Origin of the sequence: Streptomyces noursei, assembly GCF_001646665.1 — a bacterium.
Classification (GTDB): Bacteria; Actinomycetota; Actinomycetes; order Streptomycetales; family Streptomycetaceae; genus Streptomyces; species Streptomyces lavendulocolor.
Genome location: NZ_LWBU01000373.1, coordinates 46668 through 70925, shown reverse-complemented (window position 1 = coordinate 70925; position 24258 = coordinate 46668). Strand labels below are relative to the sequence as shown.

Genomic DNA, 24258 nt, shown 5'->3' with positions numbered 1-24258 from the left:
CGTCCGCGCCGATCACCGGTCCCGCACCCGCACCCGTGGTGCCGCTCCCGCCCCGCACGCCCTGTGCGCTGCCGTCCTCACCCATGCGTCCCCCACTCCTCACGTCTCCGGCCGGTCCGTGCTCCGGACCACCCGTGCTCCGGGCCACCCGTCCTCCGGCCCACCCTGTGCGCCGGCACATCCGCCGCCTCCGGCGCACCCGCCGCGCTCCTGTGCTCCCGCACATCCGGCACGGCCCTCGCACCGCGCGCCCCGCCACGTCCACCGCACAGCCGGCCCCTCGGCCACCGGCCTCCCAACGGCCGGACGCCGCCCGGCAGCCGCGACGTCCACGAATGTCAGTATCCGGTTCCACCGCGATCCACATCACACTTTCGACCGGGTTCCCAGGACTGGCGCGCTCGTTACTCGCCAGTTAATCTCAGGTGAGCGGGACACACCCGCACCCCTCACGGCGGCCTGGTGACGCAGCCGCCGCGAGTGCCTTGTCGGTTCGGCATTTCGTACGGCGTGACTCCGGGACAGAGTCGGCCGGTTCTCATCACCGCGACAGCACGGCTGCGCAGCTCGTCTGCACACGCCCCGCACGCCTCCGCGTACACCGTCTCTTCCGGTCGTACCTCCGCGCGCGCCCCTCATTCAGTCGTCACTCATCCCTGGAGTCCCGTGATGGACACCCCTCTCTCCACCATTGCCGTCGTCGGCCTCGGCACGATGGGCACAGGTATCGCCGAGGTCCTGGCCCGGGCCGGCCGCGAGGTCATCGGCATCGACATCAGCGAGGCCGCCGCCACCCGCGCGATCACCGCCCTGGAGTCCGCCACCGCCCGCTCCGTGGCGCGGGAGCGGATCACCGAGGAGGAGCGACGGGACATCCTCGCCCGGTTCCGTGCCTTCTCCGACCTCCAGGCCGCGGCCGACGCCGACCTCGTCATCGAGGTCGTGCCCGAGTCGTACGAGGTCAAGCAGCAGGTCTTCCGGGCGCTGGACTCCATCGTCCGCCCGGACGCGATCATCGCCACCGGCACGAACGCCCTGTCGGTGACCCGGCTGGCCGCCGACTCCGCTCACCCCGAGCGCGTGCTCGGCCTGCACTTCTTCAACCCGGCCCCCGCGATGAAGCTCGTCGAGGTGGTCTCCTCGGTGCTGACCGCCCCGCAGGCCGTCGCCGCCGTCACGGAGCTGGCGCAGCAGCTCGGCAAGGAGCCCGTCTCGGTCGGTGACCGGCCCGGTTTCGTCGCGGACGGTCTGCTGTTCGGCTACCTGAACCAGGCCGCGGCGATGTACGAGGCGAAGTACGCCTCCCGCGAGGACATCGACGCCGCGATGAAGCTGGGCTGCGGCCTGCCGATGGGGCCGCTGGCGCTGCTGGACCTGATCGGCATCGACACCGCCCGTACGGTCCTGGACGCCATGTACGCCGAGTCCCACGACCGGCTGCACGCCCCGGCGCCGATCCTCAAGCAGCTCAGCGAGGCCGGGCTGACCGGCCGCAAGTCGGGGCGCGGCTTCTACACGTACGAGGCGCCGGGCAGCGGCGCGGTGGTGCGCGACGCGCTGACGCCGCTGGAGACGGCCACCACGGGCGCCGCCCGTGAGGTCCGTTCGGTGGGCGTGGCGGGCTCGGGGACCATGGCGAGCGGTATCGCGGAGGTCTTCGCGAAGGCCGGGTACGACGTGGTGCTCGCGGCGCGCTCCGCCGAGAAGGCGGAGACCGCCAAGGCGCGGATCGCCAAGTCCCTCGCCCGCTCGGTGGAGAAGGGGCGGATGACGGCGGAGGCGCGGGAGGAGACGCTGGCCCGCGTGACGCCGGCCGGTTCGCTCGACGCGTTCGCCGAGGTGGACCTGGCGGTCGAGGCCGTCGCCGAGGACCTGGAGATCAAGCAGCAGCTGTTCGCGACGCTGGACAAGGTCTGCAAGCCGGGCGCGGTGCTCGCCACCACGACCTCCTCGCTGCCCGTCGTCGCCTGCGCCCGGGCCACGTCGCGCCCGCAGGACGTGATCGGGATGCACTTCTTCAACCCGGCACCGGCCATGAAGCTCGTCGAGGTGGTGCGCACGGTCCTGACCGCCGACGACGTCCACGCCACCGTCCGCGAGGTCACCGCGAGGATCCGCAAGCACCCGGTGGACTGCGGCGACCGGGCCGGTTTCATCGTGAACGCGCTGCTCTTCCCGTACCTGAACAACGCGATCAAGATGGTCGAGCAGCACTACGCGTCGCTCGACGACATCGACGCCGCGATGAAGCTGGGCGGCGGCTACCCGATGGGGCCCTTCGAGCTCCTCGACGTCGTCGGGCTGGACGTCTCGCTCGCCATCGAGCAGGTCCTGCACCGGGAGTTCCGCGACCCGGGGCTGGCCCCGGCACCGCTCCTGGAGCACCTGGTGGCGGCCGGCTGCCTCGGCCGGAAGACGGGCCGCGGCTTCCGCGAATATGCCCGCCGCTGAGCCGTACGGGGAGTGGGGCGGGTTGCTCGACCGGGCCGGCGGCCCGGCGGGCGACCCCGCCCCGCAGGCGCGGTCTCCTGCACGGATGCAGTACGTTCAGGTCATGTCCCACCCCGCTGACTCCGCCCGCCGGCCACCCCGTGCCACCGCCGCGCCCGACGCCCCCGAGAGCGCCGCGGGCAGCCGTGCCGCCGCCCAGCGGCTCAAGATGCGCCGCGAGCTGGCGGCCGCGGCCATGGAACTGTTCGCGACCAAGGGGTACGAGGCGACGACGGTCGACGAGATCGCCGCCGCGGCCGGGGTCGCCCGGCGCACCTTCTTCCGCCACTTCCGCTCCAAGGAAGAGGCGATCTTCCCGGACCACGACGACACCCTGGTGCGGGCGGAGGCGGTGCTCAACGCCGCTCCCGCGCACGAGCACCCGCTGGACACGGTCTGCCGGGGCATCAAGGAAGTCATGAAGATGTACGCGGCGTCCCCCGCGGTCTCGGTGGAGCGCTACCGCCTCACCCGCGAGGTGCCCACGCTGCGGGAGCGCGAGATCGCCTCGGTGGCCCGTTACGAGCGGCTGTTCACCCGCTACCTGCTGGGCCACTTCGACGAGCGGGACCACCACGACGGCAACGACGACCCGCTGCTGGCCGAGGTGGCCGCGTCGGCGGTCGTCACGGCGCACAACCACGTGCTGCGCCGCTGGCTGCGGGCGGGCGGCCAGGGCGACGTGGAGGCCCAGCTGGACCACGCCTTCGCCATCGTGCGGGACACGTTCGGCACCGGGATAGGCGCGGGGCGCGCCGCCGGCGCGACGGCCCCCTCCACGTCCCCCGCCGCGACGGCGAGCACCACCGGCGACGTCCTGGTGACCGTGGCCCGTACGGACACCCCGCTGGACGAGATCATGCGCACGATCGAGCAGACCCTGAAGACCCGCTGACTTCCGCCCGGGGGGCTCACCCGTCCCCCGCCCGGTGGGTCCCCGCCCGCCCGGCCCGACGATTCGTCGGCGCCCGGCGGGCGTTTTGACGTGCATGAACGCCCCGGACGATCGATCATCGCTCATCTGTGAACGGCGTATTGCATCTGAGAGAAATTGTTGGCACTCAGTGTCTTGCGAGCTGGCACGCGGTGTCATACGTTGTCGTTGTCCGGGCGGCCGGCGTGCAGAGACATCTCGTACGCCGGCTGTCCCCGCAAGGCCATCGCGCCTCGCGCGCCCGGGCGCCTGCGTCACAGGCAACCTCTGCGCACCACCCAGCGCTGCCCGCACCACCCGGCCGAACCGACGGCACACCTCCCAGCAGCAATTCCCCGACGTTCCCCTCAACGTCTTCCCTCGGAGACGTTCTTCGCCGGAGGCAACACCGTGAAGGAAATCCTGGACGCGATTCAGTCGTCGGACACCACGTCCGCGGACTTCGCCGCTCTGCCCCTCCCCGAGTCCTACCGCGCGGTGACCGTGCACAAGGACGAGGCCGAGATGTTCGCCGGTCTCACCACGCGCGAGAAGGACCCGCGCAAGTCGCTGCACGTCGACAACGTGCCGCTGCCCGAGCTGGGCCCGGGCGAGGCGCTGGTGGCCGTGATGGCGTCCTCGGTCAACTACAACTCCGTGTGGACCTCCATCTTCGAGCCGGTCTCCACCTTCAGCTTCCTGGAGCGGTACGGCAGGCTCTCCGAGCTCACCAAGCGCCACGACCTGCCGTACCACATCATCGGCTCCGACCTGGCGGGCGTCGTCCTGCGCACCGGCCCCGGCGTGAACGCCTGGCAGCCCGGCGACGAGGTCGTCGCGCACTGCCTGTCCGTCGAGCTGGAGTCCTCCGACGGCCACAACGACACGATGCTCGACCCCGAGCAGCGCATCTGGGGCTTCGAGACCAACTTCGGCGGCCTCGCGGAGATCGCGCTCGTCAAGTCCAACCAGCTGATGCCCAAGCCCGACCACCTCAGCTGGGAGGAGGCGGCGGCCCCGGGCCTGGTGAACTCCACCGCCTACCGCCAGCTCGTCTCCCGCAACGGCGCCGGCATGAAGCAGGGCGACAACGTGCTCATCTGGGGCGCGAGCGGCGGCCTCGGCTCGTACGCCACCCAGTTCGCCCTCGCCGGCGGCGCCAACCCGATCTGCGTGGTCTCCAGCGAGCAGAAGGCGGACATCTGCCGCGCGATGGGCGCCGAGGCGATCATCGACCGCAGCGCCGAGGGCTACAAGTTCTGGAAGGACGAGCGCACCCAGGACCCCAAGGAGTGGAAGCGCTTCGGCAAGCGCATCCGCGAGTTCACCGGCGGCGAGGACATCGACATCGTCTTCGAGCACCCGGGCCGCGAGACCTTCGGCGCGTCCGTCTACGTCACCCGCAAGGGCGGCACCATCACCACCTGCGCCTCGACCTCGGGCTACATGCACGAGTACGACAACCGCTACCTGTGGATGTCGCTGAAGCGCATCATCGGCTCGCACTTCGCGAACTACCGCGAGGCGTGGGAGGCCAACCGCCTGATCGCCAAGGGCAAGATCCACCCGACGCTGTCGAAGACGTACTCGCTGGAGGACACCGGCCAGGCCGCGTACGACGTCCACCGCAACCTCCACCAGGGCAAGGTCGGCGTCCTGTGCCTCGCGCCCGAGGAGGGCATGGGCGTGAAGAACCAGGAGATGCGGGACAAGCACATCGACGCCATCAACCGCTTCCGGAACGTCTGATGACCCCGCGGAAGAAGGACCGCCCCTGGCTCATGCGGACGTACGCCGGTCACTCGACCGCCGAGGCGTCCAACGAGCTGTACCGGCGCAACCTCGCCAAGGGCCAGACCGGCCTGTCGGTCGCCTTCGACCTGCCGACGCAGACCGGTTACGACCCGGACCACATCCTCGCCCGCGGGGAAGTGGGCCGGGTCGGGGTCCCGGTCTCGCACCTCGGTGACATGCGCCGGCTCTTCCAGGACATCCCCCTGGAGCAGATGAACACCTCCATGACCATCAACGCCACCGCCATGTGGCTGCTGGCGCTGTACCAGGTGGTCGCGGAGGAACAGGGCGCGGACATCACCAAGCTCCAGGGGACGACGCAGAACGACATCGTCAAGGAGTACCTGTCGCGCGGGACGCACGTCTTCCCGCCCGGTCCGTCGCTGCGGCTGACCACCGACATGATCACCTACACGGTGAACCACATCCCCAAGTGGAACCCGATCAACATCTGCAGCTACCACCTGCAGGAGGCGGGCGCCACGCCGGTCCAGGAGATCTCGTACGCCATGTCGACGGCCATCGCGGTCCTCGACGCGGTGTTCGCCTCCGGACAGGTGCCGGAGGAGCGCAAGGGCGATGTGGTCGCGCGCATCTCCTTCTTCGTGAACGCGGGCGTCCGCTTCGTCGAGGAGATGTGCAAGATGCGCGCCTTCGGCCGCATCTGGGACAAGATCACGCGTGAGCGGTACGGGATCGAGGACCCCAAGCACCGCCGCTTCCGCTACGGCGTGCAGGTCAACTCGCTCGGTCTGACCGAGGCGCAGCCGGAGAACAACGTCCAGCGCATCGTCCTGGAGATGCTCGCCGTGACGCTGTCGAAGGACGCACGCGCGCGTGCCGTCCAACTCCCGGCCTGGAACGAGGCCCTGGGCCTGCCCCGGCCGTGGGACCAGCAGTGGAGCCTGCGCATCCAGCAGGTGCTGGCGCACGAGAGCGACCTGCTGGAGTACGAGGACATCTTCGCGGGCTCGCACGTGATCGAGGCCAAGGTGGACGCCCTGGTCGGGGAGTGCCTGGCGGAGATCGACCGGATCCAGGAGATGGGCGGCGCCATGGCCGCCGTCGAGTCCGGCTACCTCAAGTCGCAGCTGGTCTCCTCGCACGCCGAGCGGCGGGCCCGGATCGAGGCCGGCGAGGAGAAGATCGTCGGCGTCAACATCTTCGAGACGACGGAGCCCAACCCGCTCACCGCGGACCTGGACACCGCCATCATGACGGTGGACCCGGCGAACGAGGCGCGGGTGGTGGCGAAGCTCCACGAATGGCGGGACAACCGCGACGAGAGCCGCGCCCAGGAGGCCCTGGCCCGGCTGAAGGCCACCGCGGCCGGGGACGCGAACATGTTCGAGGCCACCCTGGAGTGCGCCCGGGCGGGCGTCACCACCGGCGAGTGGGCCTGGGCGCTGCGGGACGTCTTCGGCGAGTTCCGGGCGCCGACGGGCGTGTCGTCCGCGCCGGTCGCCATCACCGCCGAGGAGGGCACCCCGCTGGCCGCCGTACGCGCGAAGGTGGCGCGGACGGCGGAGGAGCTGGGCGCCGGGCGGCTGCGGCTGCTGGTGGGCAAGCCGGGCCTGGACGGCCACTCCAACGGCGCCGAGCAGATCGCGGTACGCGCGCGTGACGCCGGATTCGAGGTGGTCTACCAGGGCATCCGGCTGACCCCCGAGCAGATCGTGAACGCCGCGCTAGCGGAGGACGTGCACTGCGTGGGACTGTCGATCCTGTCCGGTTCGCACGCCGAGCTGGTGCCGGACGTGCTGACCAGGCTGCGCGAGGCGGGCGCCTCGGACATCCCGGTCATCGTCGGCGGAATCATCCCGGGTGCCGACGCCGCCGAACTGAAGCGCGCGGGAGTGGCCGCCGTCTTCACACCGAAGGACTTCGGTATCACGGAGATCATCGGCCGTATCGTCGACGAGATCCGTACAGCGAACAAGCTCAACCCCCTCGAAAGCTCGGAGGTCCCCGCATGACGCCCGTCAACCGTCTCCGCCCGCGCCGCTCCTGCCTGGCGGTGCCCGGTTCCAACCCGCGCTTCCTGGAGAAGGCCCAGGGCCTCCCCGCCGACCAGGTCTTCCTCGACCTGGAGGACGCGTGCGCGCCGCTCGCCAAGCCGGAGGCGCGGCACACCATCGTCAAGTTCCTCAACGAGGGCGACTGGACGGGCAAGACCAGGGTCGTGCGGGTCAACGACTGGACGACGGAGTGGACGTACCGCGACGTCGTCACCGTCGTCGAGGGCGCGGGCCCGAACCTGGACTGCATCATGCTGCCCAAGGTCCAGAACGCCGAGCAGGTCGTGGCGCTGGACCTGCTGCTGACGCAGATCGAGAAGACGATGGGCTTCGAGGTCGGCCGGATCGGCATCGAGGCGCAGATCGAGAACGCCCAGGGCCTCAACAACGTCAACGCGATCGCGCAGGCCTCGCCGCGCATCGAGACGATCATCTTCGGCCCGGCCGACTTCATGGCCTCGATCAACATGAAGTCGCTGGTCGTGGGCGAGCAGCCGCCCGGCTACCCGGCGGACGCGTACCACTACATCCTGATGAAGATCCTGATGGCGGCGCGCGCCAACGACCTCCAGGCGATCGACGGCCCCTACCTCCAGATCAAGAACGTGGACGGCTTCCGCGCGGTCGCCGGCCGTGCCGCCGCGCTCGGCTTCGACGGCAAGTGGGTGCTGCACCCGGGCCAGGTCGACGCCGCCAACGAGGTGTTCTCGCCCTCCCAGGAGGACTTCGACCACGCCGAGCTGATCCTGGACGCGTACGACTACTACACGTCCGAGGCGGGCGGCAAGAAGGGCTCCGCGATGCTCGGCGACGAGATGATCGACGAGGCCAGCCGCAAGATGGCGCTCGTCATCTCCGGCAAGGGCCGCGCCGCCGGCATGACCCGCACCTCGAAGTTCGAAGCCCCGGAGGCCTGATCAGCATGCAGTTCGGACGCACCTACGAGGAGTTCGAGGTCGGCGCGGTCTACAAGCACTGGCCCGGGAAGACGGTCACGGAGTACGACGACCACCTCTTCTGTCTGCTCACCATGAACCACCACCCCCTCCACATGGACACCAACTATGCGGAGAAGACGACGGACTTCGGCAGGAACGTCGTCGTGGGGAACTACATCTACTCCCTGCTGCTGGGCATGTCCGTGCCGGACGTCTCCGGCAAGGCGATCGCCAACCTGGAGATCGAGTCGCTGCGCCACGTGGCGCCGACCTTCCACGGCGACACCATCTACGGCGAGACCACGGTCCTCGACAAGACCCCGTCGAAGTCGAAGAACGACCGCGGGATCGTGTACGTCGAGACCAAGGGCTACAAGCAGGACGGCACCCTGGTGTGCGTGTTCCGCCGCAAGGTGATGGTCCCGACCGAGACGTACATCAAGGAGCGCGGCGGCGAGCAGCCCGGCCGCCCGGAACTCAAGGCGCAGGAGAAGTAGTCATGGCCCGACTCGCGCAGACCCACGGTCTGACGGACGTCCAGCAGGAGATCCTGTCCACGGTCCGGGACTTCGTCGACAAGGAGATCATCCCGGTCGCGACCGAGCTGGAGCACCGCGACGAGTACCCGCAGGACATCGTCGACGGGCTCAAGGAGCTGGGCGTCTTCGGACTGATGATCCCGGAGGAGTACGGGGGTCTGGGCGAGTCCCTGCTCACGTACGCGCTGTGCGTGGAGGAGATCGCGCGCGGCTGGATGTCGGTGTCCGGCATCATCAACACCCACTTCATCGTCGCGTACATGCTCAAGCAGCACGGTACGCAGGAGCAGAAGGACACCTTCCTGCCCCGGATGGCGGCCGGCGAGGTGCGGGGCGCGTTCTCGATGTCGGAGCCGGCGCTCGGCTCGGACGTGTCGGCCATCACGTCGAAGGCGGTCAAGGACGGCGACGAGTACGTCCTGAACGGCCAGAAGATGTGGCTGACGAACGGCGGGACGTCAACGCTCGTCGCCGTTCTCGTCCGAAGTGACGAAGGACACCCCGAGGGCTCCGCGCCCCACAAGTCGATGACGACCTTCCTCGTCGAGAAGGAGCCGGGCTTCGGAGAGGTGCGGCCCGGCCTCACCATCCCCGGGAAGATCGACAAGATGGGTTACAAGGGGGTCGACACCACCGAACTCATCATGGACGGACTGCGCATTCCGGCCAATCGTGTACTCGGCGGCGTCACCGGCCGAGGGTTTTACCAAATGATGGACGGTGTCGAGGTCGGCCGCGTGAACGTCGCGGCGCGTGGTTGCGGTGTGGCACAGCGTGCGTTCGAGCTGGGCGTCTCCTACGCCCAGCAGCGCCAGACTTTCGGCAAGCCGATCGCCCAGCACCAGGCGATCCAGTTCAAGCTGGCCGAAATGGCTACCAAGGTCGAGGCCGCTCATGCGATGATGGTCAACGCAGCACGCAAAAAGGACTCCGGGGAGCGAAACGACCTCGAAGCAGGGATGGCGAAGTACCTCGCCTCCGAATACTGCAAGGAGGTCGTCGAGGACGCCTTCCGTATCCATGGCGGCTACGGGTTCTCGAAGGAGTACGAGATCGAGCGTCTCTACCGGGAGGCACCCATGCTGCTCATCGGCGAAGGTACCGCCGAGATCCAGAAAATGATCATTGGGCGTCGGTTGCTCGAGGAGTACCGATTCCAGGGGTGATTGTCGCTTTTGAGCCGGTTTGGCCGCGAAGAAGATCACACCCTGTCATCGTCTTCCGGCCGCCGACTCGGCTTCTGGCTTGCCCAGTTGCGGCCCGCAACCGATAGCATCGCCAAAAAGCCGCCGTCCCCCGCACTCGCGCGGCATCACCGCTACGAAGGTCATCCATGCCCCACAGCCAAACCTCTGCACCTCGCGGCCGCGTCCGCATCGCACGCGGAGCATCGCCGTGGCTTCTGCCGACCGTCGCCACCGCTGCACTCAGTCTTGCCCGCTCGCGCCGTTCCAAGCGCGCCGCGGCCATCGCTGTGCCCACCACCGCTCTGGCGGCGGGCATGCTGTGGTTCTTCCGCGACCCCGAGCGCGAGATCGCGCCGGGCAGGGTCATCTCGCCCGCAGACGGGGTGGTGCAGAGCATCATGCCGTGGAAGGACGGACGGACCCGGGTCGCCATCTTCATGAGCCCGCTGAACGTCCACGTCAACCGCGCCCCGCTGGCGGGCACGGTGACGTCCGTCGAGCACGTCCCGGGCGGGTTCGTGCCGGCGTTCAACAAGGAGAGCGAGAACAACGAGCGCGTTGTCTGGCACTTCGACACCGAGCTCGGTGACATCGAGATGGTGCAGATCGCCGGCGCGGTCGCGCGCCGCATCGTGCCGTACATCCCGCAGGGGACCAAGGTCGAGCAGGGCGAGCGCATCGGTCTGATCCGCTTCGGATCGCGCGTTGACATCTACCTTCCGGAAGGTGTCGACGTCGCTGTCGAGGTCGGTCAGACCACGACTGCGGGGGTGACTCGAATTGACCGTGATTGATCCCGACACACGGGCCGACTGGGTCGCCGACGCCGAGGCGGACGCCGAGGAAGCCGAGGAGATGCCGCTGTCGCTGCGTCTCTCGATAGCGGACACGCTCACGCTGGGTAACGCCACGTGCGGCTTCATGGCGGTGTACTTCACCACCACCGGCATCCTGATCCCGCACCTCACGGGCAGCGACGAGGTCGGCATGGCACGGCACTCCGCCGCGACCGCCGTGATCCTCATGCTCTGCGCGGCCGTGTTCGACCTCTTCGACGGGCTCGTCGCGCGCAAGCTGCGCAGCTCGCCCATGGGCGCCGAGCTGGACAATCTCTCGGACCTGATCAGCTTCGGCTTGGCGCCGGCCTACTTCGTGCTCGTGTACGGGATGGTCGCCGACGACGCGCACCAGCGGGTCTCGGCGGTCGCCGCGATCGTGGTGCTGCTGGCGGTGGTGCTGCGGCTCGCCAGATTCAGCTGCGTGACCATGAAGGACGGCATGTTCCAGGGCATGCCGAGCCCCTTCGGCGCGCTGACGGTCGTCTCGATCGTCCTGCTGGGCCTGCCGTTCATCCCGACGCTGCTGGCGATCATCGGCACGGCGTGGCTGATGGTGAGCCGCGTCGAGTACCCCAAGCCGCGGGGCGTCCTCGCGATCGCGATGCTCAGCTGGATCGTCGGGGCCATGGGCCTGCTCGCGGCGTGGGCGTTCGACGCGCCGGGCGGTCAGCTGCTGCTCCAGACCGGCTGCGCGCTGCAGGTCGTGCTGGGCGCCGTGATCCCCCTCTTCGCGACGGCCCGGCGGGTGAACACCTTCCGCGACAACCGGCGCGAGAGCCGGGAGGCGCGGGCGGCGCAGCTGCCGTAGCCGTACGGAGAAGGCATGGACGACCGGGAGGGCCCGGGTGCGCATCACGGCACCCGGGCCCTTCCGCGTGCCCTCACGGGGCGGCCAGCAGCTTGTAGTAGTACGTCGTGGGGTGCGGGACGCCCGTGGGGGTCAGGGCGTAGTGCGGGATCGTCCCCGCCCGGGTCCAGCCGGCCCTGCGGTACAGGCCCTCGGCCGCGCTGCCGGTCTCGGTGTCCAGGACCAGCAGGGTGAGCCCCTCGGCGGCCGCCGCTTCCTCGGCCGCCGCCAGCAGCCGGGAGCCCAGGCCCCGGCCGCGGGCGTCCCGGTGGACCAGGAGCTTGGAGACGTCGCCGCGGTGGGGCTGGTTCGGCAGGGTGGCGCGCACCAGGGTGATCACGCCCACGACGGCGTCTCCCGGTCCGTACGCCGCCCAGACGCTCCGTACCCCGCGGGCCGTCTGCTCGGCCGCCTCACGCCACCAGGCGGCCGCCTCGGCGTGCTCCAGCGGGGCGAGGAAGCCGACGGAGGCGCCGCCGTCCACGGCGTCCCGCAGCAGCAGGGCGAGCCCCTCAGCCGCCCGGTCATGGACCTGCTGGGCGGTGAGGGGCTCGATCCGGTGGTCGGTGCGGAGGTCGTCGCTCATGACCAGAGCTTCACACGGCGGCGTTTCGCCCCGGTGACGAGGCCGTCCTTCCGGTCAGGCGCCGGGTGTGAAGGCCTTGGCGGCGTCCGAGACCTGGGGCTCGCGCACCACGCGCGCACCGCCGGGGACGGACTTGTCGGGCTGGATGACGGCGCTCTGCCGCGACGACGGCGCCTTCGGGTCGGAGAAGTCGTGCGTCATGCCGAAGCCCGCGTCGTGGGCGTTCAGCGTCAGCAGCGCCTTCCCGACGCCCTCGCGCGTCAGGTCCTTGTCCGCGCACGCCTTCTTCAGCGCCTCGCCGAAGACCTGGGCGGCCGACCAGCCGGCGACGACGCCGTTGTCGAGGGCGTCCTTGGGGTAGGCCGCCTTGTAGTCGGCGACCAGCTTCTTGGCGACCGGGGTGTCGGCGCCGATGGGCAGGCTGGGCGAGGCCACGTAGTACATCTTCTCCAGCGCCGGACCGGCCTGGGTGGCCAGCAGCTGCGGGGCGAAGGCCGAGTTGTTGCCGATGACCGGGACGGTGAGCTTCACCGCGGCCGCCACGCCGACGAGCGAGGCCGCCTGGCGCGGACCGGCGCTCAGCACGATCGCCTTGACCCCCGCCTGCTTGAGGGCCGCGACCTGCGCCGACATGTCGTTGTCGGTCGGCTTGATCTTCTGCTCCACCACCGACAGACCGGCCTTCTCCGCCGCGTGCTTCGAGCCCTTGAGGGCGTTCTCGCCGTAGTCGCCCTCGAAGTAGACGTGGCCGAGCTTGTCGCCCTTCCTCAGTCCCTTCTCCTTCAGCAGGAAGTCCACCGCGTTGATCGTCTCGATGTCGTAGGTGGAGCCGATCACCCGGATGTGCCCGCTGCCCAGCAGGGACGCCGACCATGCCTGCGGCAGGACGAGGCCCTTGTCCTGGCCGTCGATGCGCTGCTTGACCGCCGCCACGAACGGCGAGCCGATGAACTGCGGGAAGCCCAGCACCTTCGGCTCCAGCTCGGTGTAGCCGGCCAGGGCCTTCTGCGGGTCGTAGCCGTGGTCGCGGACCGTCAGCTCCACCGTGCGGCCGCAGACGCCGCCGGCGGCGTTCAGCTGCTTGACGTACAGCTGCTGGGCCTGGGTGACGCTCTTGCCGAGGGTGGCGTACACGCCGGTCATGTCGGTGAGGACGCCGAGCTGGATCGTCTTGGCGTCGACGCCCCTGCCGGTCTTCACCCCGTCCGCGCCCTGGCCGCCGGCGTCGTCGCCCGACTTCGCCTTGGAGCTGCAGCCGGCGGCCGCCGTCAGTGCGACGAGCGCGGTGAGGGTGGCGGCGAGGCGCCGGTGTCTGCGCATGGTCATCGTTCCTCCGCTGTGGTACCTGAGGGTGGTGCGGGACGCCGGGCGGCCAGCCGGACCAGGCCGCCGGGCAGGAAGAGCACGACGGCCACGACGGCGGCGCCGTACAGGTAGCGCGACGCCTCGCCGGGTGCGATCCCGCCCGTTCCGGGGGCGGACACCAGGGGCAGCGCGTCGCTGTACCGGTTGAGGACCTGCGGCAGCAGGGAGACGAAGACGCCTCCGACCACCGCGCCCGCCACCGAGCCCAGACCGCCGATGACGATCATGGCGAGGTACTCGAGGGAGAGCAGCATGCCGAAGTACTCCGGCACGGTCCGTTGGAACACGAGGGCCAGCAGGACGCCGGCGAGCCCCGCGTACATCGACGACAGGACGAACGCGGCGGCGCGGTAGCGGGCCACCGGGATGCCCAGGACGCCTGCCGCGATGCGGTGGTCGCGGATGGCGTTCAGCGCCCGCCCCGGCCGGCCGCGCAGCACTCCGCGGGCGAACAGGGCGGAGCCCAGGAGCAGGGCGAGGCCCAGGTACCAGAGCTTCTCGGCGGCGCCGAACGGCACCTGCGCGACCAGCAGTTCGCTCTCGTCGAAGGTGACGCCGAGCAGGCTCAGCGGCGGGACGGCCCGGCCGTTGAAGCCGCCGGTCAGGTCGTGGGCGTTGAACAGCACGTGCTGGCCGATGAAGATCAGCGCCAGGGTCGCGATGCCCAGGTACGCCCCGCGCAGCCGGCCCGCGATCGGGCTGAACAGGCCGCCCGCGGCGCCCGCCAGGGCGACCGCGCCCACGGCGGCGAGCCAGCCGGGCAGGCCGAGGCCGCTCAGTCCGTCGCTCCCGTCGCCGGCGAACGCGCAGTAGCCGTACGCGCCGACGGCGAGGAAGAAGGCGTGGCCCATGGAGAGCTGGCCGGTGGAGCCGGTGAGCAGGTTGATGCCGATCGCGCCGATGGCGGCGGCCATCGCGAACAGCCCGGCCTGGAGCCAGAAGCGTTCGAGGTAGAAGGGCAGGGCGAGGAGGAGGACGGCGCCCAGGGCCCACAGGTACGTGCGGGGGCGGGTGAGCGTGTCAGACACGGGCGAGCTCCTTCGTGCCGAAGAGCCCGGCGGGGCGGATCAGCAGGACCACGACCATGACGAGGTAGGGCGCCAGGTCGCCGATGCCGCGGCCGAGGAAGGTGAGGTCGCCCTGGTAGCCGGTGGCGAGGGACTCGGTGACGCCGACGAGCAGTCCGCCGACGAGCGCGCCGGTGGTGGAGTCCAGCCCGCCGAGGATGGCGGCGGGGAAGGCCTTGAGGGCGGCCAGGGAGGTGGAGCGTTCCAGCCCGGGGGTCGGGAAGACCGTCAGGAACAGGGCCGCGACGGCGGCGAGACCGCCCGCGACGGCCCAGGCGCCGAGCGAGACCCGGCCGAGCCGGACGCCCATGAGGGCCGCGGTGGACGGGCTCTCGGCGGCGGCGCGCATGGCGACGCCCCAGGAGGTGAACCGGAAGGCCAGCAGGAACGCGGTGATCAGCAGGGCGGCGGCGAGGAACGCGGCGATGCGCGTCTGCGCGATGGTGACGGAGCCGATCGTGACGACCGCGTCGCCCCACGGGTCGCCCGGCGAGAGCACGTCGGTGCCGATCCGGCGGGCGAGTTCGGTGGTCAGCAGGATGTCCACGCCGATCGTCACGATGGCGAGCACGCTGTGGTCCCGGCCCCGGTAGCGGCGCATCACCAGGAACTCGACGGCCGCGCCGACGAGGGCGGCCCCCGCGATGCCGGCGGCGAGCGCCGGCCAGAAGCCGATGTCGTCGTGGAGGACCGCGGTGACGTACCCGCCCGCGAGGAGGAGGGAGGCGTGGGCGAAGTTGACGACCTCGGTGGCGCGGAAGATGACCACGAATCCGAGGGCGATGAGGGCGTAGACGGACCCGAGGGCCACTCCGCCCAGGAGGAGTTCGGCGAAGGTGGTCACTCGGCGGTCTCCTGTCCGAGGTAGGCGCGGACGACGGCCGGGTCGTTCTGTACGTCGGCGGGGGCGCCGTCGGCGATCCGGCGGCCGAAGTCGAGGACGGTCACGGAGTCGGCGAGCCGCATCACCACGCCCATGTCGTGTTCGACGAGGACGATGGAGATGCCGAGGCTGTCGCGGACGCCCGCGATGACGGCCGCCGTGCGGCGGCGTTCGTCGCCGGTCATGCCGGCGACCGGTTCGTCGAGCAGCAGCAGCTTGGGCTCCATGCACAGGGCGCGGGCCAGTTCGGCGAGCTTCTGCTGCCCGTAGGGCAGGGAGGCCGCCGGGTGGTCCAGCTTGTCGGCGAGGCCCACGAAGTCGGCGATCTCCTTGACGCGGGCGCGGTGGCGGGCCTCCTCGCGGGCGGCGGACGGCAGGCGCAGTCCGGTGGCCAGGAAGCCGGCCCGGGTGAGGCGGTGGCGGCCCAGCATCAGCGCCTCGGCGACGGTGGCGTACGGCGGCAGGGCGAGGTTCTGGAAGATCCGTGCGACGCCGAGGGCGGCGATGCGGTGCGGCGGCAGTCCGGTCAGCTCGTGGCCGTCGAACCGGACGCTGCCGGAGGTGGCGCGGTAGACGCCGGACAGCACGTTGAAGGTGGTGGACTTGCCGGCGCCGTTGGGGCCGATGACGGCGTGCACGGTGCCCGGCTCGACCGTGAAGCCGACCCCGTCGAGGGCGGTGAGTCCGGCGAAGCGCACGGTGAGGTCGCGGACCTCGAGGGTGGTCATGCGTCCTCCCAGCGGGCCAGGTGCGGCACCGCGGCCGGTGCGGGGTCGGCGGCCGCCTGTTCGTCGACGACGCCGAGGTAGCGGCGGCGCACCTCGTCGGAGGCGGCCAGTTCCCCGGCGGGCCCCTCGGCCGCGACCTCGCCGACCTCCAGGACGTACGCGTGGGAGGCGAGGCGCAGCGCGAGGGCGGCGTTCTGCTCGACGAGCAGCACGGAGGTGCCCTGGGCGTTGATCTCGCGGATGGTGTCGGCGATCCGGGCGGCCATCAGCGGGGCGAGGCCGAGGGACGGCTCGTCGAGCAGCAGCAGGCGCGGGGAGGCCATCAGGGCGCGGCCGACGGCGAGCATCTGCTGCTCGCCGCCGGACAGCAGGCCGGCGCGCTGGTGGGCGCGGTCGGCGAGGACGGGGAACAGTTCGTGGACGCGGGCCAGGGCGGCGGCCCGTCCGGTGCGGGCGGCGGTGAGCGCGCCGGCGCGGAGGTTGTCCTCGACCGTCATGCGGGCGAACACCTGGCGTCCTTCGGGGACGTGGCACAGCCCGGCCACGACGACCCGGTCGGGCGGCAGGCCGTGCAGCGGTCGGCCGGCGAAGGTGACGGTGCCGGCGGTGGCGGCGCCGCCGTGGAACGCCAGCGTGCGCGACAGCGCGCGCAGCAGGGTGGACTTGCCGGCACCGTTGCCGCCGAGGACGGCGACGCAGGCGCCTTCCGGTACGTCCAGCGAGACGTCACGGAGGGCGGTCACGGGCCCGTACCCGGCTGTCAGCCCCCGCACGTGCAGGGCGGCAGCGCTCATGTGTTTCCCCTCGTCCGTGTGTTCGGTGGCGCTCACCCCAGCACCGGCCCCGGCCGCCCGTCCACGCCCGTGGCGGGAATCGCTGCCGTTGCCCAGCGGGCGTGGCGGCGGGTTGTGCACGCGCACAACACCGCGTGTCAGGGGCGTGCGCGACGGGCCGGGGCGGTGGCATCCTCCCGGCCATGGGAGCGCGACGACCGCGTACGGGGGACGACTGGAAACTGCTCGCTCAGGCGTGCGCGGCGCTGTTGGAGCGGCTTCCGGAGCTGGTGGACGAGCACGTGCGGGAGCTGCACGCGTACTCCCCCGCGTACGGCCGGGTCATCGGCTACGACCAGCACTGGCAGGAGGCCCGGGACGCGATGCGGATCGGCATCGAGACGATCTCGGCGCCGAGGGCGTCGCCGCGCCGCGACCTGGACCACGCGGAGTGGCTGGGGCGGCGGAGGGCCGAGCAGGGCCTGCCGCTGGAGCTGATGGTGCACGCCTACCGGCTCGCGGGCCACCAGGTGTGGGACGCGCTCCTGGAGGCCGCGTCGGCGGACGCGCGGCGTCTGGCGGTGCTGATGCAGTCGGCGACCATGGTGTGGTCGGCGGTGGACGCGCAGGCGGACACGGCGTCGGAGGCGTACCGGGCGACGGAGCTGGAGCTGCGGCGCCGCACCGACGAGCAGTTGCAAGCACTGCTCGACGCGCTGCTGGAGGGGGGCCGGTCGGCGGAGGTCGCGGCGCGGGCGGCGGCGGGGCTGGACCTGCCGGAGCGGGGGCGGTACGCGGTGGTGGTGCTGCGCACGGCCCGGCGGGACCTGACGCACCGGCGGCTGGAGGCGGAGGGGCTGCGGTTCGTGTGGCGGATGCGCACCGACTGCGAGGTCGGTGTGGTGTCGCTGGACGAGGGCACGGGGCTCGACGCGCTGGCGGAGCTGATGGAGGGGCGGTGCCCGGGTCCCGGCGGGATCAGCCCGGTGGTGACGGGGCTGACGGAGCTGGGCCGGGCGCGGCGCCTGGCGGAGCTGGCGCTGCGTACGTGTCCGGCGGACGCGCCCGCGATCGTGCGGCTGGACCGGCGGATGCCGGGCGCGCTGGTGGTGAGCCAGCCGGAGCTGTCGTCGCTGCTGGTGTCGGAGGTGCTGGGGGCGCTGCTGGACCTGGACCCGGCGGACCGGGCGGTGCTGCTGGAGACGCTGGACGTCTGGCTGGACTGCGAGGGCTCGGCGGGCCGGGCGGCGAGCCGCCTGTACTGCCACCGCAACACGGTCTTCAACCGGCTGCGCCGTCTGGAGCAGCTGACCTCCCGCTCGCTGTCCCGGCCGCGGGACCTGACGGAGATGACGCTGGCCCTGGACGCCTTCCGGCTGTCGCCGGGGTGACGGGGGCGGGCCGGGCCCGCTGCCGTGCCGGTCCACCGGTCACGTACGTGGTTCCCCCGAACGGGTGCAGTCGTCCGGGTCCCCGGTGCCGTTGATCCAGTGCGGTGTCCCGCCCACCCGGGCGGGGCCGCGCGGGCACGGAACGCTCCTGACGGGGCATACGGAGCCCGACGGCCGCCACTCACCGATCGGGGGATCCGCCCATGACGTCCGACCTGCTGCTCGCCCTGTCCGTCCCGGCCCTGGTCGTGGCCTCGGGGCTGTACGCGCTCGCCGAGTCGCAGTGGCGCCGCCGCCACCCCGCGCCCGGACCGGTCCCGTACCTGCCGGGGCGCGGCCCGTCCGCCGGGTACGAGCAGGTCGCGGCGGCGGAGGCCATCGTCGCCGACGCCTACGCCCGCTACGGGGACCTCTACGACCTCCCGGCGCCCCGCGACGGGCGGGGCTCCTTCGCGGGCCGGGGCGGGGCGGGCGGCGCGACCGGGTGACGGCGCCACGGACGTCCGGTGCGGTCCCGTCCCGGTGCAGGCGCCGGGGCCGCACGGGGCATCAGGTCGGCACCGGGCATCAGCTCCGTGCCGGACACCGGGGCGCCACCTGACACCAGGGACGCACCCGGCACCAGGCCGCCGCGTGTCGCGTCCTGGGTCCCAGAGTCGTGTCCCGCCCCTAGGTCAGGAAGTCCCGCGCGATGTTCGCCGCCTGGCGCTCCAGCAGCTGGCCGGCCTCGGCCATGCACCGGGCCGGGTCGGGCTCCAGCTCCAGCAGCGGGTAGGCGCGGCGGATGCCGGCCCGCCCCAGCGCCTCGGGCGGCAGGGCGAGGCGCCCGCAGACCGCGACGACCTCGATGCCCTCCGCCCGGGCCGCCGCTGCGACACCGGCGGGGGCCTTGCCGTGCAGGGTCTGCTCGTCGAGGGAGCCCTCGCCGGTGATCACCAGGGTGGCGCGGGACAGGGCGGGGCCGAAGCCCAGGACGTCGAGCATCACCTCGATGCCGGGGCGGAAGCCCGCGCCAAGGGCGACCAGCGCCCCGTACCCGATGCCGCCCGCCGCTCCGGCGCCCGGCGACGCGGCCAGCTCGGCGGCGCGGTCGCCGATCGAGTCGGCCAGGACCGACGCGAAGTGGGCGAGCGCGGCGTCCAGCTCCGCGACGTCCTCCGGGGAGGCGCCCTTCTGCGGCCCGTACACCGCGGGGGCGCCCTTCGGGCCGGTCAGCGGGTTGTCGACGTCGCTGGCGAGGACCAGCTCCACGTCCGCGAAGCGGGCGTCGATCCCCGAGAGGTCGGCGGTGGCGAGGTCCCGCAGGCCGCCGCCGCCCGGCCCGACCGGCTCCCCGTCCTTGTCCAGGAACCGGGCGCCGAGCGCGGCCAGCATGCCGGCACCGCCGTCCGTGGTGGCGCTGCCGCCCACGCCGAAGACGATGGTGCGCGCCCCCGCGTCCAGCGCGGCGCGCAGCAGCTCGCCGGAGCCGTACGTGGTGGACGTCAGCGGTGCGAAGACGCCCTCGGGGAGCAGCTGGAGGCCGGACGCCTCCGCCATCTCCACCACGGCCGTGCCGTCGCGCAGCGCGTACGCGGCGGTCACCGGCGCGCCGAGGGGGCCGGTGACCCGCACCTCGCGCCGTTCGAACCCGGCCGCCACGGCGGCGGCGACCGTGCCGTCACCGCCGTCGGCCACGGGCAGGGTCTCCACCTCGAGCCCCGGGACGACGCGCCGGAGCCCGGCCGTCACCCGCTCCGCGACCTGTACGGCCGTGAGCGAACCCTTGAACTTGTCAGCCGCGACGAGCACGCGCGCGGCCTCAGTTACTGCTCCGTCCGTCACCCTTGCATCCCTTGCTTTCGAACAGGCAGTCGCGCCGGGGCCGACCCTATCCGGAGGGCGAGACGCTGTGCCACCCCTGTCCGGCGGGCGGACCCGCTGGTCAGGCTGCCGACCAGGGCCAGTCCGCCGTCCGTCCGGCCTCCAGCAGCGGCACCATCCGGAACGCGGAGTCCGTGAGGCCGCCGAAGGTGTGCCGGGCGGCGTTCCCGGACGGGGCGTGGCCCGGCCGGTAGCCGGCCAGGTTCCAGGTGTAGACCGGCACGTCCGCCGGGACCTGCTGCACCGGGTCGCCGTGGTGGCTGTAGGACGCCTGCTCGTCGGTGACGATCAGCACCCGGTCGTGGCGGCGGTAGTGGGTGCGCACGGCCTCGGTGGTGTTGGTGCCGCCCATGCTGTGGAAGCGGTCCAGGACCTTCAGCACCGACTCCCCCGCGCTGTGGGGCACGGGCGCGCTGCTCGTGCCGAACTCCACCAGGTCGGCGTCGGCGGCCCGCATCGCCACCGCCGCGCCGAAGACGGCCGCCGCGTCCGCGCGGTTCAGCCGGGAGCGCTGCGACAGGGGCGCCCACATGGAGCCCGAGCGGTCGACCAGGACGAGGGTACGGCCCGGCAGCCGCGGGACGTTCGCCAGCGAGTGGCCGAGCGCCTGCTCCAGCGGGTACGACCAGCGCAGCGACGGCGCGTGCTGGTAGGCGGCCAGGTAGCGGAACGGGAACTGCCGGGAGGTGGCGACGGCCTCCGGGTCGGAGATCCGCGCGGCGACGTCGGCCGCCACCCGGTCGCTCACGCCCGCCTCGTCGAAGTTGCGCAGGTTGCGCAGGAGGGCCATCGTCCCCATGGAGGGGATGACCGCCTCCCAGGCGGCCGCGTCCAGCGGGCCCTGGAGCCAGCCGGCGAGCGCCTCCCAGGTCATGCCGGCCTCCGCCAGCCGCTCGGCCCCGCCGGGGCCGGTGACGACGGCACGCCGCTCGGCGGCCGGCAGCTCCATCAGCGCCCGGTGAGCGATGAGCATCCGGCTCGACGCGGGCGGCTGCGCGGCCTCGGGGTGGTGGCGGCGGTCCAGGGCGTACTGGAAGAGCGCGCCCTGCCAGGGCTTGTCCGGGTCGGGCGCGGCGTGCACCAGGTTGAGGACGTCGCCGAACCGGTACCCCTTGGTGGCGGTGTCGTACTTGAGCAGCGAACGGGGCCCGTAGAGCCGCCGGACGGCGTCCGCGATGCCCCGCTTGACCGGCTTGGGGACGTTGCGGCCGTACCGCGAGGTCCAGTAGCCGAGCAGCTCGCCGGGCTCGTCGGCGCGCTGGAGGACGGAATCGACGACCCGGCGGTTGGCGGGGCCGTCGGTCGCGGAGGCCTCCAGACGGGCCCTGACGTACTCGGCGGCGCCGACGAGGGCCGCGGTGCGCATGTTGCCCTCGCCGCGCAGCCAGCCCAGCAGTCCGGCCGTCCACTCGGGGTCCTCGACGGCGAGCCTGCGGACGAGCGCGGCGAACCGGTCGTCGCGCTCGCCGGCGGACTCGTAAAAGGTCTCCTGGGTGACGAAGTTGGCCACGGCGAGCAGGAACAGCTCGGAGCGCGGGTCGCGCAGGACACCGGCGCCGCCCTGGTGGGTGGCGGTGCGGCCGGTCGAGCGTACCGGCGAGACCGCGCGGCCGACGGCCGCGGCGGCGGACCTGCGGATGTTGAAGCGTGCCATGTGAATTCCCCCCGAATTCGGTGGGGACGCACGGCGGAGGGGGTGCCCGAGGTCGCACGCCGGCGACGGCCGTCACGACAGCCGCTCCACCTGGCCGAGCTGCACCGGCGGCTGCCGGTGGCGGGATTCGAACCCGCGCCCTGCTGTCCCCTGAGAAGTATCCGTCGCCTTCGCACCGGGCACCCCGTCCGCCGCGCCTCCCGAGATCAAGGAGGCCGCGGCATGGTTTCTTTGGAGGAAGTAGCCGCGGCCGGCGCACCGGGAGGTGCGTGACGTACTGCTGTCCAGAGTTCAAGGCCGGCGGAACCGACAAGGTGCTCTACCGACTGAGCTACACCGACCCGAAGTCGATGGCGGGACTCGAACCCGCGACCGCCCCATTAGCAGTGGAAGTAGGTCCTGCCTTCGCACCTGGACGCTGATCACTGTAGGGAGGCGGGCCGGTGGCGCGCCACGCATTATCCGCCGGGACGCCGTCCCGCGCGGTCGGGTCGCGGCTCTCGGCCATTCGTGTGACGCTGCCATACATGACGTGGGCATCGTGGACGACGACCGACGTGTACACGGGTCGTGGCGGGGTCCGGACCGACGAGCTCGGAATCGTCACCGGCAATGTCACCGTGCACACCACATGGGCGGGCGGCGAGGCACAGATCGCCGTCCAGTACAGCGGGGCCTCCGACTGGTTCACCATGACCGGCAGCCCCGTGCAGTGCCGTTCGGAGCGGGACAGCCGGGATCTGCACGAGGCGGTGGTGGAGGCCGTGCGGGAGGGCGGCGGGGCGGTGGTGCCGTCGCCGTCCCTGCCCTCTCCGTGACGTACGCCGCGCCCCGGTCACGGCGCCCGGTCCGGGCGGTGGCGCCCACTAGGCTGGCGCAGTGACCACCACCGATTACGCGGCGTACATCGCCGGACTCCCCCGTGTGCTGGCCGGTGCCGCGGCGCTGCTGCGCGACGGGGAGGGCCGTGTCCTGCTGGTCGAGCCGAACTACCGGGACGGCTGGACGCTGCCCGGCGGGACGGTCGAGTCGGACACCGGGGAGACCCCGAGGCAGGCCGCCCGGCGGGAGACCCTGGAGGAGATCGGCCTCGACGTGGAGCTGGGCGGGCTGCTCACGGTCGACTGGGTGCACGGGGCCGCGCGGCCGCCGATCGTGGCGTACGTGTACGACGGCGGCGTGCTGGACGGGGAGCGGTTCCGGGCGATCCGGCTCCAGGAGGAGGAGCTGATCTCCTGGAAGCTGGTGGAGCCGGAGGACCTGCCGACGTACCTGCTCGGTTCGCTGGGCTTCCGCGTGACGGCCGCGCTGGACGCGCTGGCGTCCGGACGGGGTGCCCTGGAGCTGGAGAACGGCCGCCCGGTGCGGTGAGCGGAGGCGGGGGCGCTGCCCGGTCCGGGGAGGCGGCGGGGCTGCGGGGCTGCGGGCAAATGGCTCGCGGCGGCCGGCGGACGCTGCGTAGCCTCGGCGGCATGACTCTCGTCGCGATCCTGAGCGGTGCCGGCATCTCCACGGACTCCGGCATCAGTGACTACCGCGGCCCCGACGGGCTGTGGCGGCGCGATCCGGAGGCCGAGAAGCTGGTCACCCACGCGTACTACATGGCCGACCCGGACATCCGGCGCCGGGCGTGGCTGATGCGGCGCGACGCGGCGACGCCGCCCCCCGCACCGAACGCCGCGCACCGGGCGATCGCCGAGCTGGAGCGGACACCGGGCCACGCGGTGCGCGTGATCACCCAGAACGTGGACGGGCTGCACCAGCTCGCCGGAATGCCTCCCCGCAAGGTGCTCGAACTGCACGGCACCGCGCGGTCCGTGGTGTGCACCGGCTGTGCCGCGCGGTCGTCGATGGACGAGGCGCTGGCCCGGGTCGGGGCGGGCGAGGACGACCCCGCCTGCCGGGCGTGCGGCGGGATCCTCAAGCCGGCGACGGTGATGTTCGGCGAGCGGCTGGACCCGGTGGTGCTGGGCGAGGCGATGGGGATCGCCAAGGCGGCCGAGGTCTTCATCGCGGTCGGCTCGTCGCTCCAGGTGCAGCCGGCCGCGTCGCTCGCCGGGACGGCGGCGGAGCACGGGGCGCGGCTGATCGTCGTGAACGCCGAGCCGACCCCGTACGACGAACTGGCCGACGAGATCGTGCGCGAACCCATCGGCACGGCCCTCCCGGCACTGCTCGCACGGCTCGCCAGGACCCCCCGCTCCTGAACCGGACACCCGTGGGCGGGTGCGCCCCAGGGGGGTGGTTCGAAGGTCCGGCCACCCAGGGCATGGCCGCTGTCCACAGGTTGCTTGGGTTTCACCGACTGGACCACCCAACGGTGCAAAAGGTGTGGGCCGACAGGGATTCGCCGGCCGCCTCGTCGACTGGGCCGCCAACACGC

Annotated in this window: 22 protein-coding genes and 1 tRNA gene; 14 read left to right on the top strand and 9 right to left on the bottom strand. The window is 72.0% G+C overall.

Annotated elements, in window-relative coordinates:
* The first annotated feature begins 669 nt into the window (after positions 1-669).
* The 9 genes from A4V12_RS28390 to pssA all read left to right on the top strand — a co-directional run bounded on the left by A4V12_RS28390 (position 670) and on the right by pssA (position 11526).
* The gene (locus tag A4V12_RS28390; protein WP_064072297.1) at positions 670-2451 is read left to right on the top strand and encodes a 3-hydroxyacyl-CoA dehydrogenase family protein; all 1782 of its coding nucleotides are present in this window, start codon (positions 670-672) and stop codon (positions 2449-2451) included.
* A gap of 103 nt (positions 2452-2554) precedes the next feature.
* Positions 2555-3385, top strand: a complete 831-nt coding sequence (locus A4V12_RS28385) for a TetR family transcriptional regulator (RefSeq protein WP_199831407.1) — start codon at positions 2555-2557, stop codon at positions 3383-3385.
* Between the two features lie 429 nt (positions 3386-3814).
* Positions 3815-5152: a crotonyl-CoA carboxylase/reductase gene (ccrA, locus tag A4V12_RS28380; RefSeq protein ID WP_064072296.1), complete on the top strand. Its 1338-nt coding sequence runs from the start codon at positions 3815-3817 to the stop codon at positions 5150-5152.
* On the top strand, positions 5152-7173 hold the full coding sequence (locus A4V12_RS28375) for a protein meaA (protein WP_064072295.1): 2022 nt from the start codon (positions 5152-5154) through the stop codon (positions 7171-7173). The genes ccrA and A4V12_RS28375 overlap by 1 nt, the downstream gene beginning before the upstream one ends.
* Complete coding sequence (locus A4V12_RS28370; protein WP_064072294.1) at positions 7170-8132, top strand: HpcH/HpaI aldolase/citrate lyase family protein; 963 nt, start codon at positions 7170-7172, stop codon at positions 8130-8132. Before A4V12_RS28375 ends, A4V12_RS28370 begins: the two co-directional genes overlap by 4 nt.
* Positions 8133-8137: 5 nt before the next feature.
* On the top strand, positions 8138-8650 hold the full coding sequence (locus tag A4V12_RS28365) for a MaoC family dehydratase (protein WP_064072293.1): 513 nt from the start codon (positions 8138-8140) through the stop codon (positions 8648-8650).
* A 2-nt stretch (positions 8651-8652) separates the two neighbouring features.
* The gene (locus A4V12_RS28360; protein WP_064072292.1) at positions 8653-9858 is read left to right on the top strand and encodes an acyl-CoA dehydrogenase family protein; all 1206 of its coding nucleotides are present in this window, start codon (positions 8653-8655) and stop codon (positions 9856-9858) included.
* 167 nt (positions 9859-10025) lie between these two features.
* The gene (locus tag A4V12_RS28355; protein WP_064072291.1) at positions 10026-10673 is read left to right on the top strand and encodes a phosphatidylserine decarboxylase; all 648 of its coding nucleotides are present in this window, start codon (positions 10026-10028) and stop codon (positions 10671-10673) included.
* On the top strand, positions 10666-11526 hold the full coding sequence (pssA, locus tag A4V12_RS28350) for a CDP-diacylglycerol--serine O-phosphatidyltransferase (RefSeq protein ID WP_064072290.1): 861 nt from the start codon (positions 10666-10668) through the stop codon (positions 11524-11526). Before A4V12_RS28355 ends, pssA begins: the two co-directional genes overlap by 8 nt.
* 73 nt (positions 11527-11599) lie before the next feature.
* On the opposite strand, the gene A4V12_RS28345 is transcribed toward pssA, so the two are convergent.
* From A4V12_RS28345 to A4V12_RS28320, 6 genes are read right to left on the bottom strand one after another with little or no spacing between them, the layout of a single operon-like run.
* Positions 11600-12151: a GNAT family N-acetyltransferase gene (locus A4V12_RS28345; protein ID WP_064072289.1), complete on the bottom strand. Its 552-nt coding sequence runs from the start codon at positions 12149-12151 to the stop codon at positions 11600-11602.
* Positions 12152-12205: 54 nt separating this feature from the next.
* A complete protein-coding gene (locus A4V12_RS28340; protein WP_064072288.1) occupies positions 12206-13477 on the bottom strand; it encodes an ABC transporter substrate-binding protein in 1272 nt (423 codons plus the stop codon).
* On the bottom strand, positions 13474-14544 hold the full coding sequence (locus A4V12_RS28335) for a branched-chain amino acid ABC transporter permease (protein WP_064072287.1): 1071 nt from the start codon (positions 14542-14544) through the stop codon (positions 13474-13476). The genes A4V12_RS28340 and A4V12_RS28335 overlap by 4 nt, the downstream gene beginning before the upstream one ends.
* Positions 14537-15427, bottom strand: coding sequence for a branched-chain amino acid ABC transporter permease (locus A4V12_RS28330; RefSeq protein WP_064072286.1), 891 nt, complete (start codon positions 15425-15427; stop codon positions 14537-14539). Before A4V12_RS28330 ends, A4V12_RS28335 begins: the two co-directional genes overlap by 8 nt.
* The gene (locus tag A4V12_RS28325) at positions 15424-16194 is read right to left on the bottom strand and encodes an ABC transporter ATP-binding protein (RefSeq protein ID WP_064072285.1); all 771 of its coding nucleotides are present in this window, start codon (positions 16192-16194) and stop codon (positions 15424-15426) included. Before A4V12_RS28325 ends, A4V12_RS28330 begins: the two co-directional genes overlap by 4 nt.
* Entirely contained in the window at positions 16191-16988 is a 798-nt protein-coding gene (locus A4V12_RS28320; protein WP_064072466.1) for an ABC transporter ATP-binding protein, read from the bottom strand. The genes A4V12_RS28325 and A4V12_RS28320 overlap by 4 nt, the downstream gene beginning before the upstream one ends.
* A gap of 182 nt (positions 16989-17170) precedes the next feature.
* Here A4V12_RS28320 and A4V12_RS28315 point away from each other — a divergent pair, with 182 nt between their 5' ends.
* Together A4V12_RS28315 and A4V12_RS28310 are read left to right on the top strand one after the other, a co-directional pair.
* Positions 17171-18358, top strand: coding sequence for a PucR family transcriptional regulator (locus A4V12_RS28315; RefSeq protein WP_064072284.1), 1188 nt, complete (start codon positions 17171-17173; stop codon positions 18356-18358).
* Between the two features lie 203 nt (positions 18359-18561).
* The gene (locus A4V12_RS28310; protein WP_064072283.1) at positions 18562-18846 is read left to right on the top strand and encodes a hypothetical protein; all 285 of its coding nucleotides are present in this window, start codon (positions 18562-18564) and stop codon (positions 18844-18846) included.
* A gap of 181 nt (positions 18847-19027) precedes the next feature.
* Here A4V12_RS28310 and A4V12_RS28305 read toward each other — a convergent pair whose 3' ends face one another.
* From A4V12_RS28305 to A4V12_RS37730, 3 genes are all read right to left on the bottom strand, one after another.
* Complete coding sequence (locus A4V12_RS28305) at positions 19028-20182, bottom strand: glycerate kinase (protein WP_079137403.1); 1155 nt, start codon at positions 20180-20182, stop codon at positions 19028-19030.
* 100 nt (positions 20183-20282) lie between these two features.
* Positions 20283-21875, bottom strand: coding sequence for a TROVE domain-containing protein (locus tag A4V12_RS28300; protein WP_064072281.1), 1593 nt, complete (start codon positions 21873-21875; stop codon positions 20283-20285).
* 348 nt (positions 21876-22223) lie between these two features.
* Positions 22224-22293: transfer RNA gene (locus A4V12_RS37730), tRNA-Ser, on the bottom strand.
* Positions 22294-22402: 109 nt separating this feature from the next.
* Between A4V12_RS37730 and A4V12_RS28295 the strand changes: the two genes are divergently transcribed.
* The 3 genes from A4V12_RS28295 to A4V12_RS28285 all read left to right on the top strand — a co-directional run bounded on the left by A4V12_RS28295 (position 22403) and on the right by A4V12_RS28285 (position 24082).
* Entirely contained in the window at positions 22403-22693 is a 291-nt protein-coding gene (locus A4V12_RS28295; RefSeq protein ID WP_064072465.1) for a hypothetical protein, read from the top strand.
* Between the two features lie 61 nt (positions 22694-22754).
* Complete coding sequence (locus A4V12_RS28290; RefSeq protein ID WP_064072280.1) at positions 22755-23246, top strand: NUDIX domain-containing protein; 492 nt, start codon at positions 22755-22757, stop codon at positions 23244-23246.
* Positions 23247-23347: 101 nt separating this feature from the next.
* Complete coding sequence (locus A4V12_RS28285) at positions 23348-24082, top strand: SIR2 family NAD-dependent protein deacylase (RefSeq protein ID WP_064072279.1); 735 nt, start codon at positions 23348-23350, stop codon at positions 24080-24082.
* The last annotated feature ends 176 nt before the right edge of the window (positions 24083-24258 follow it).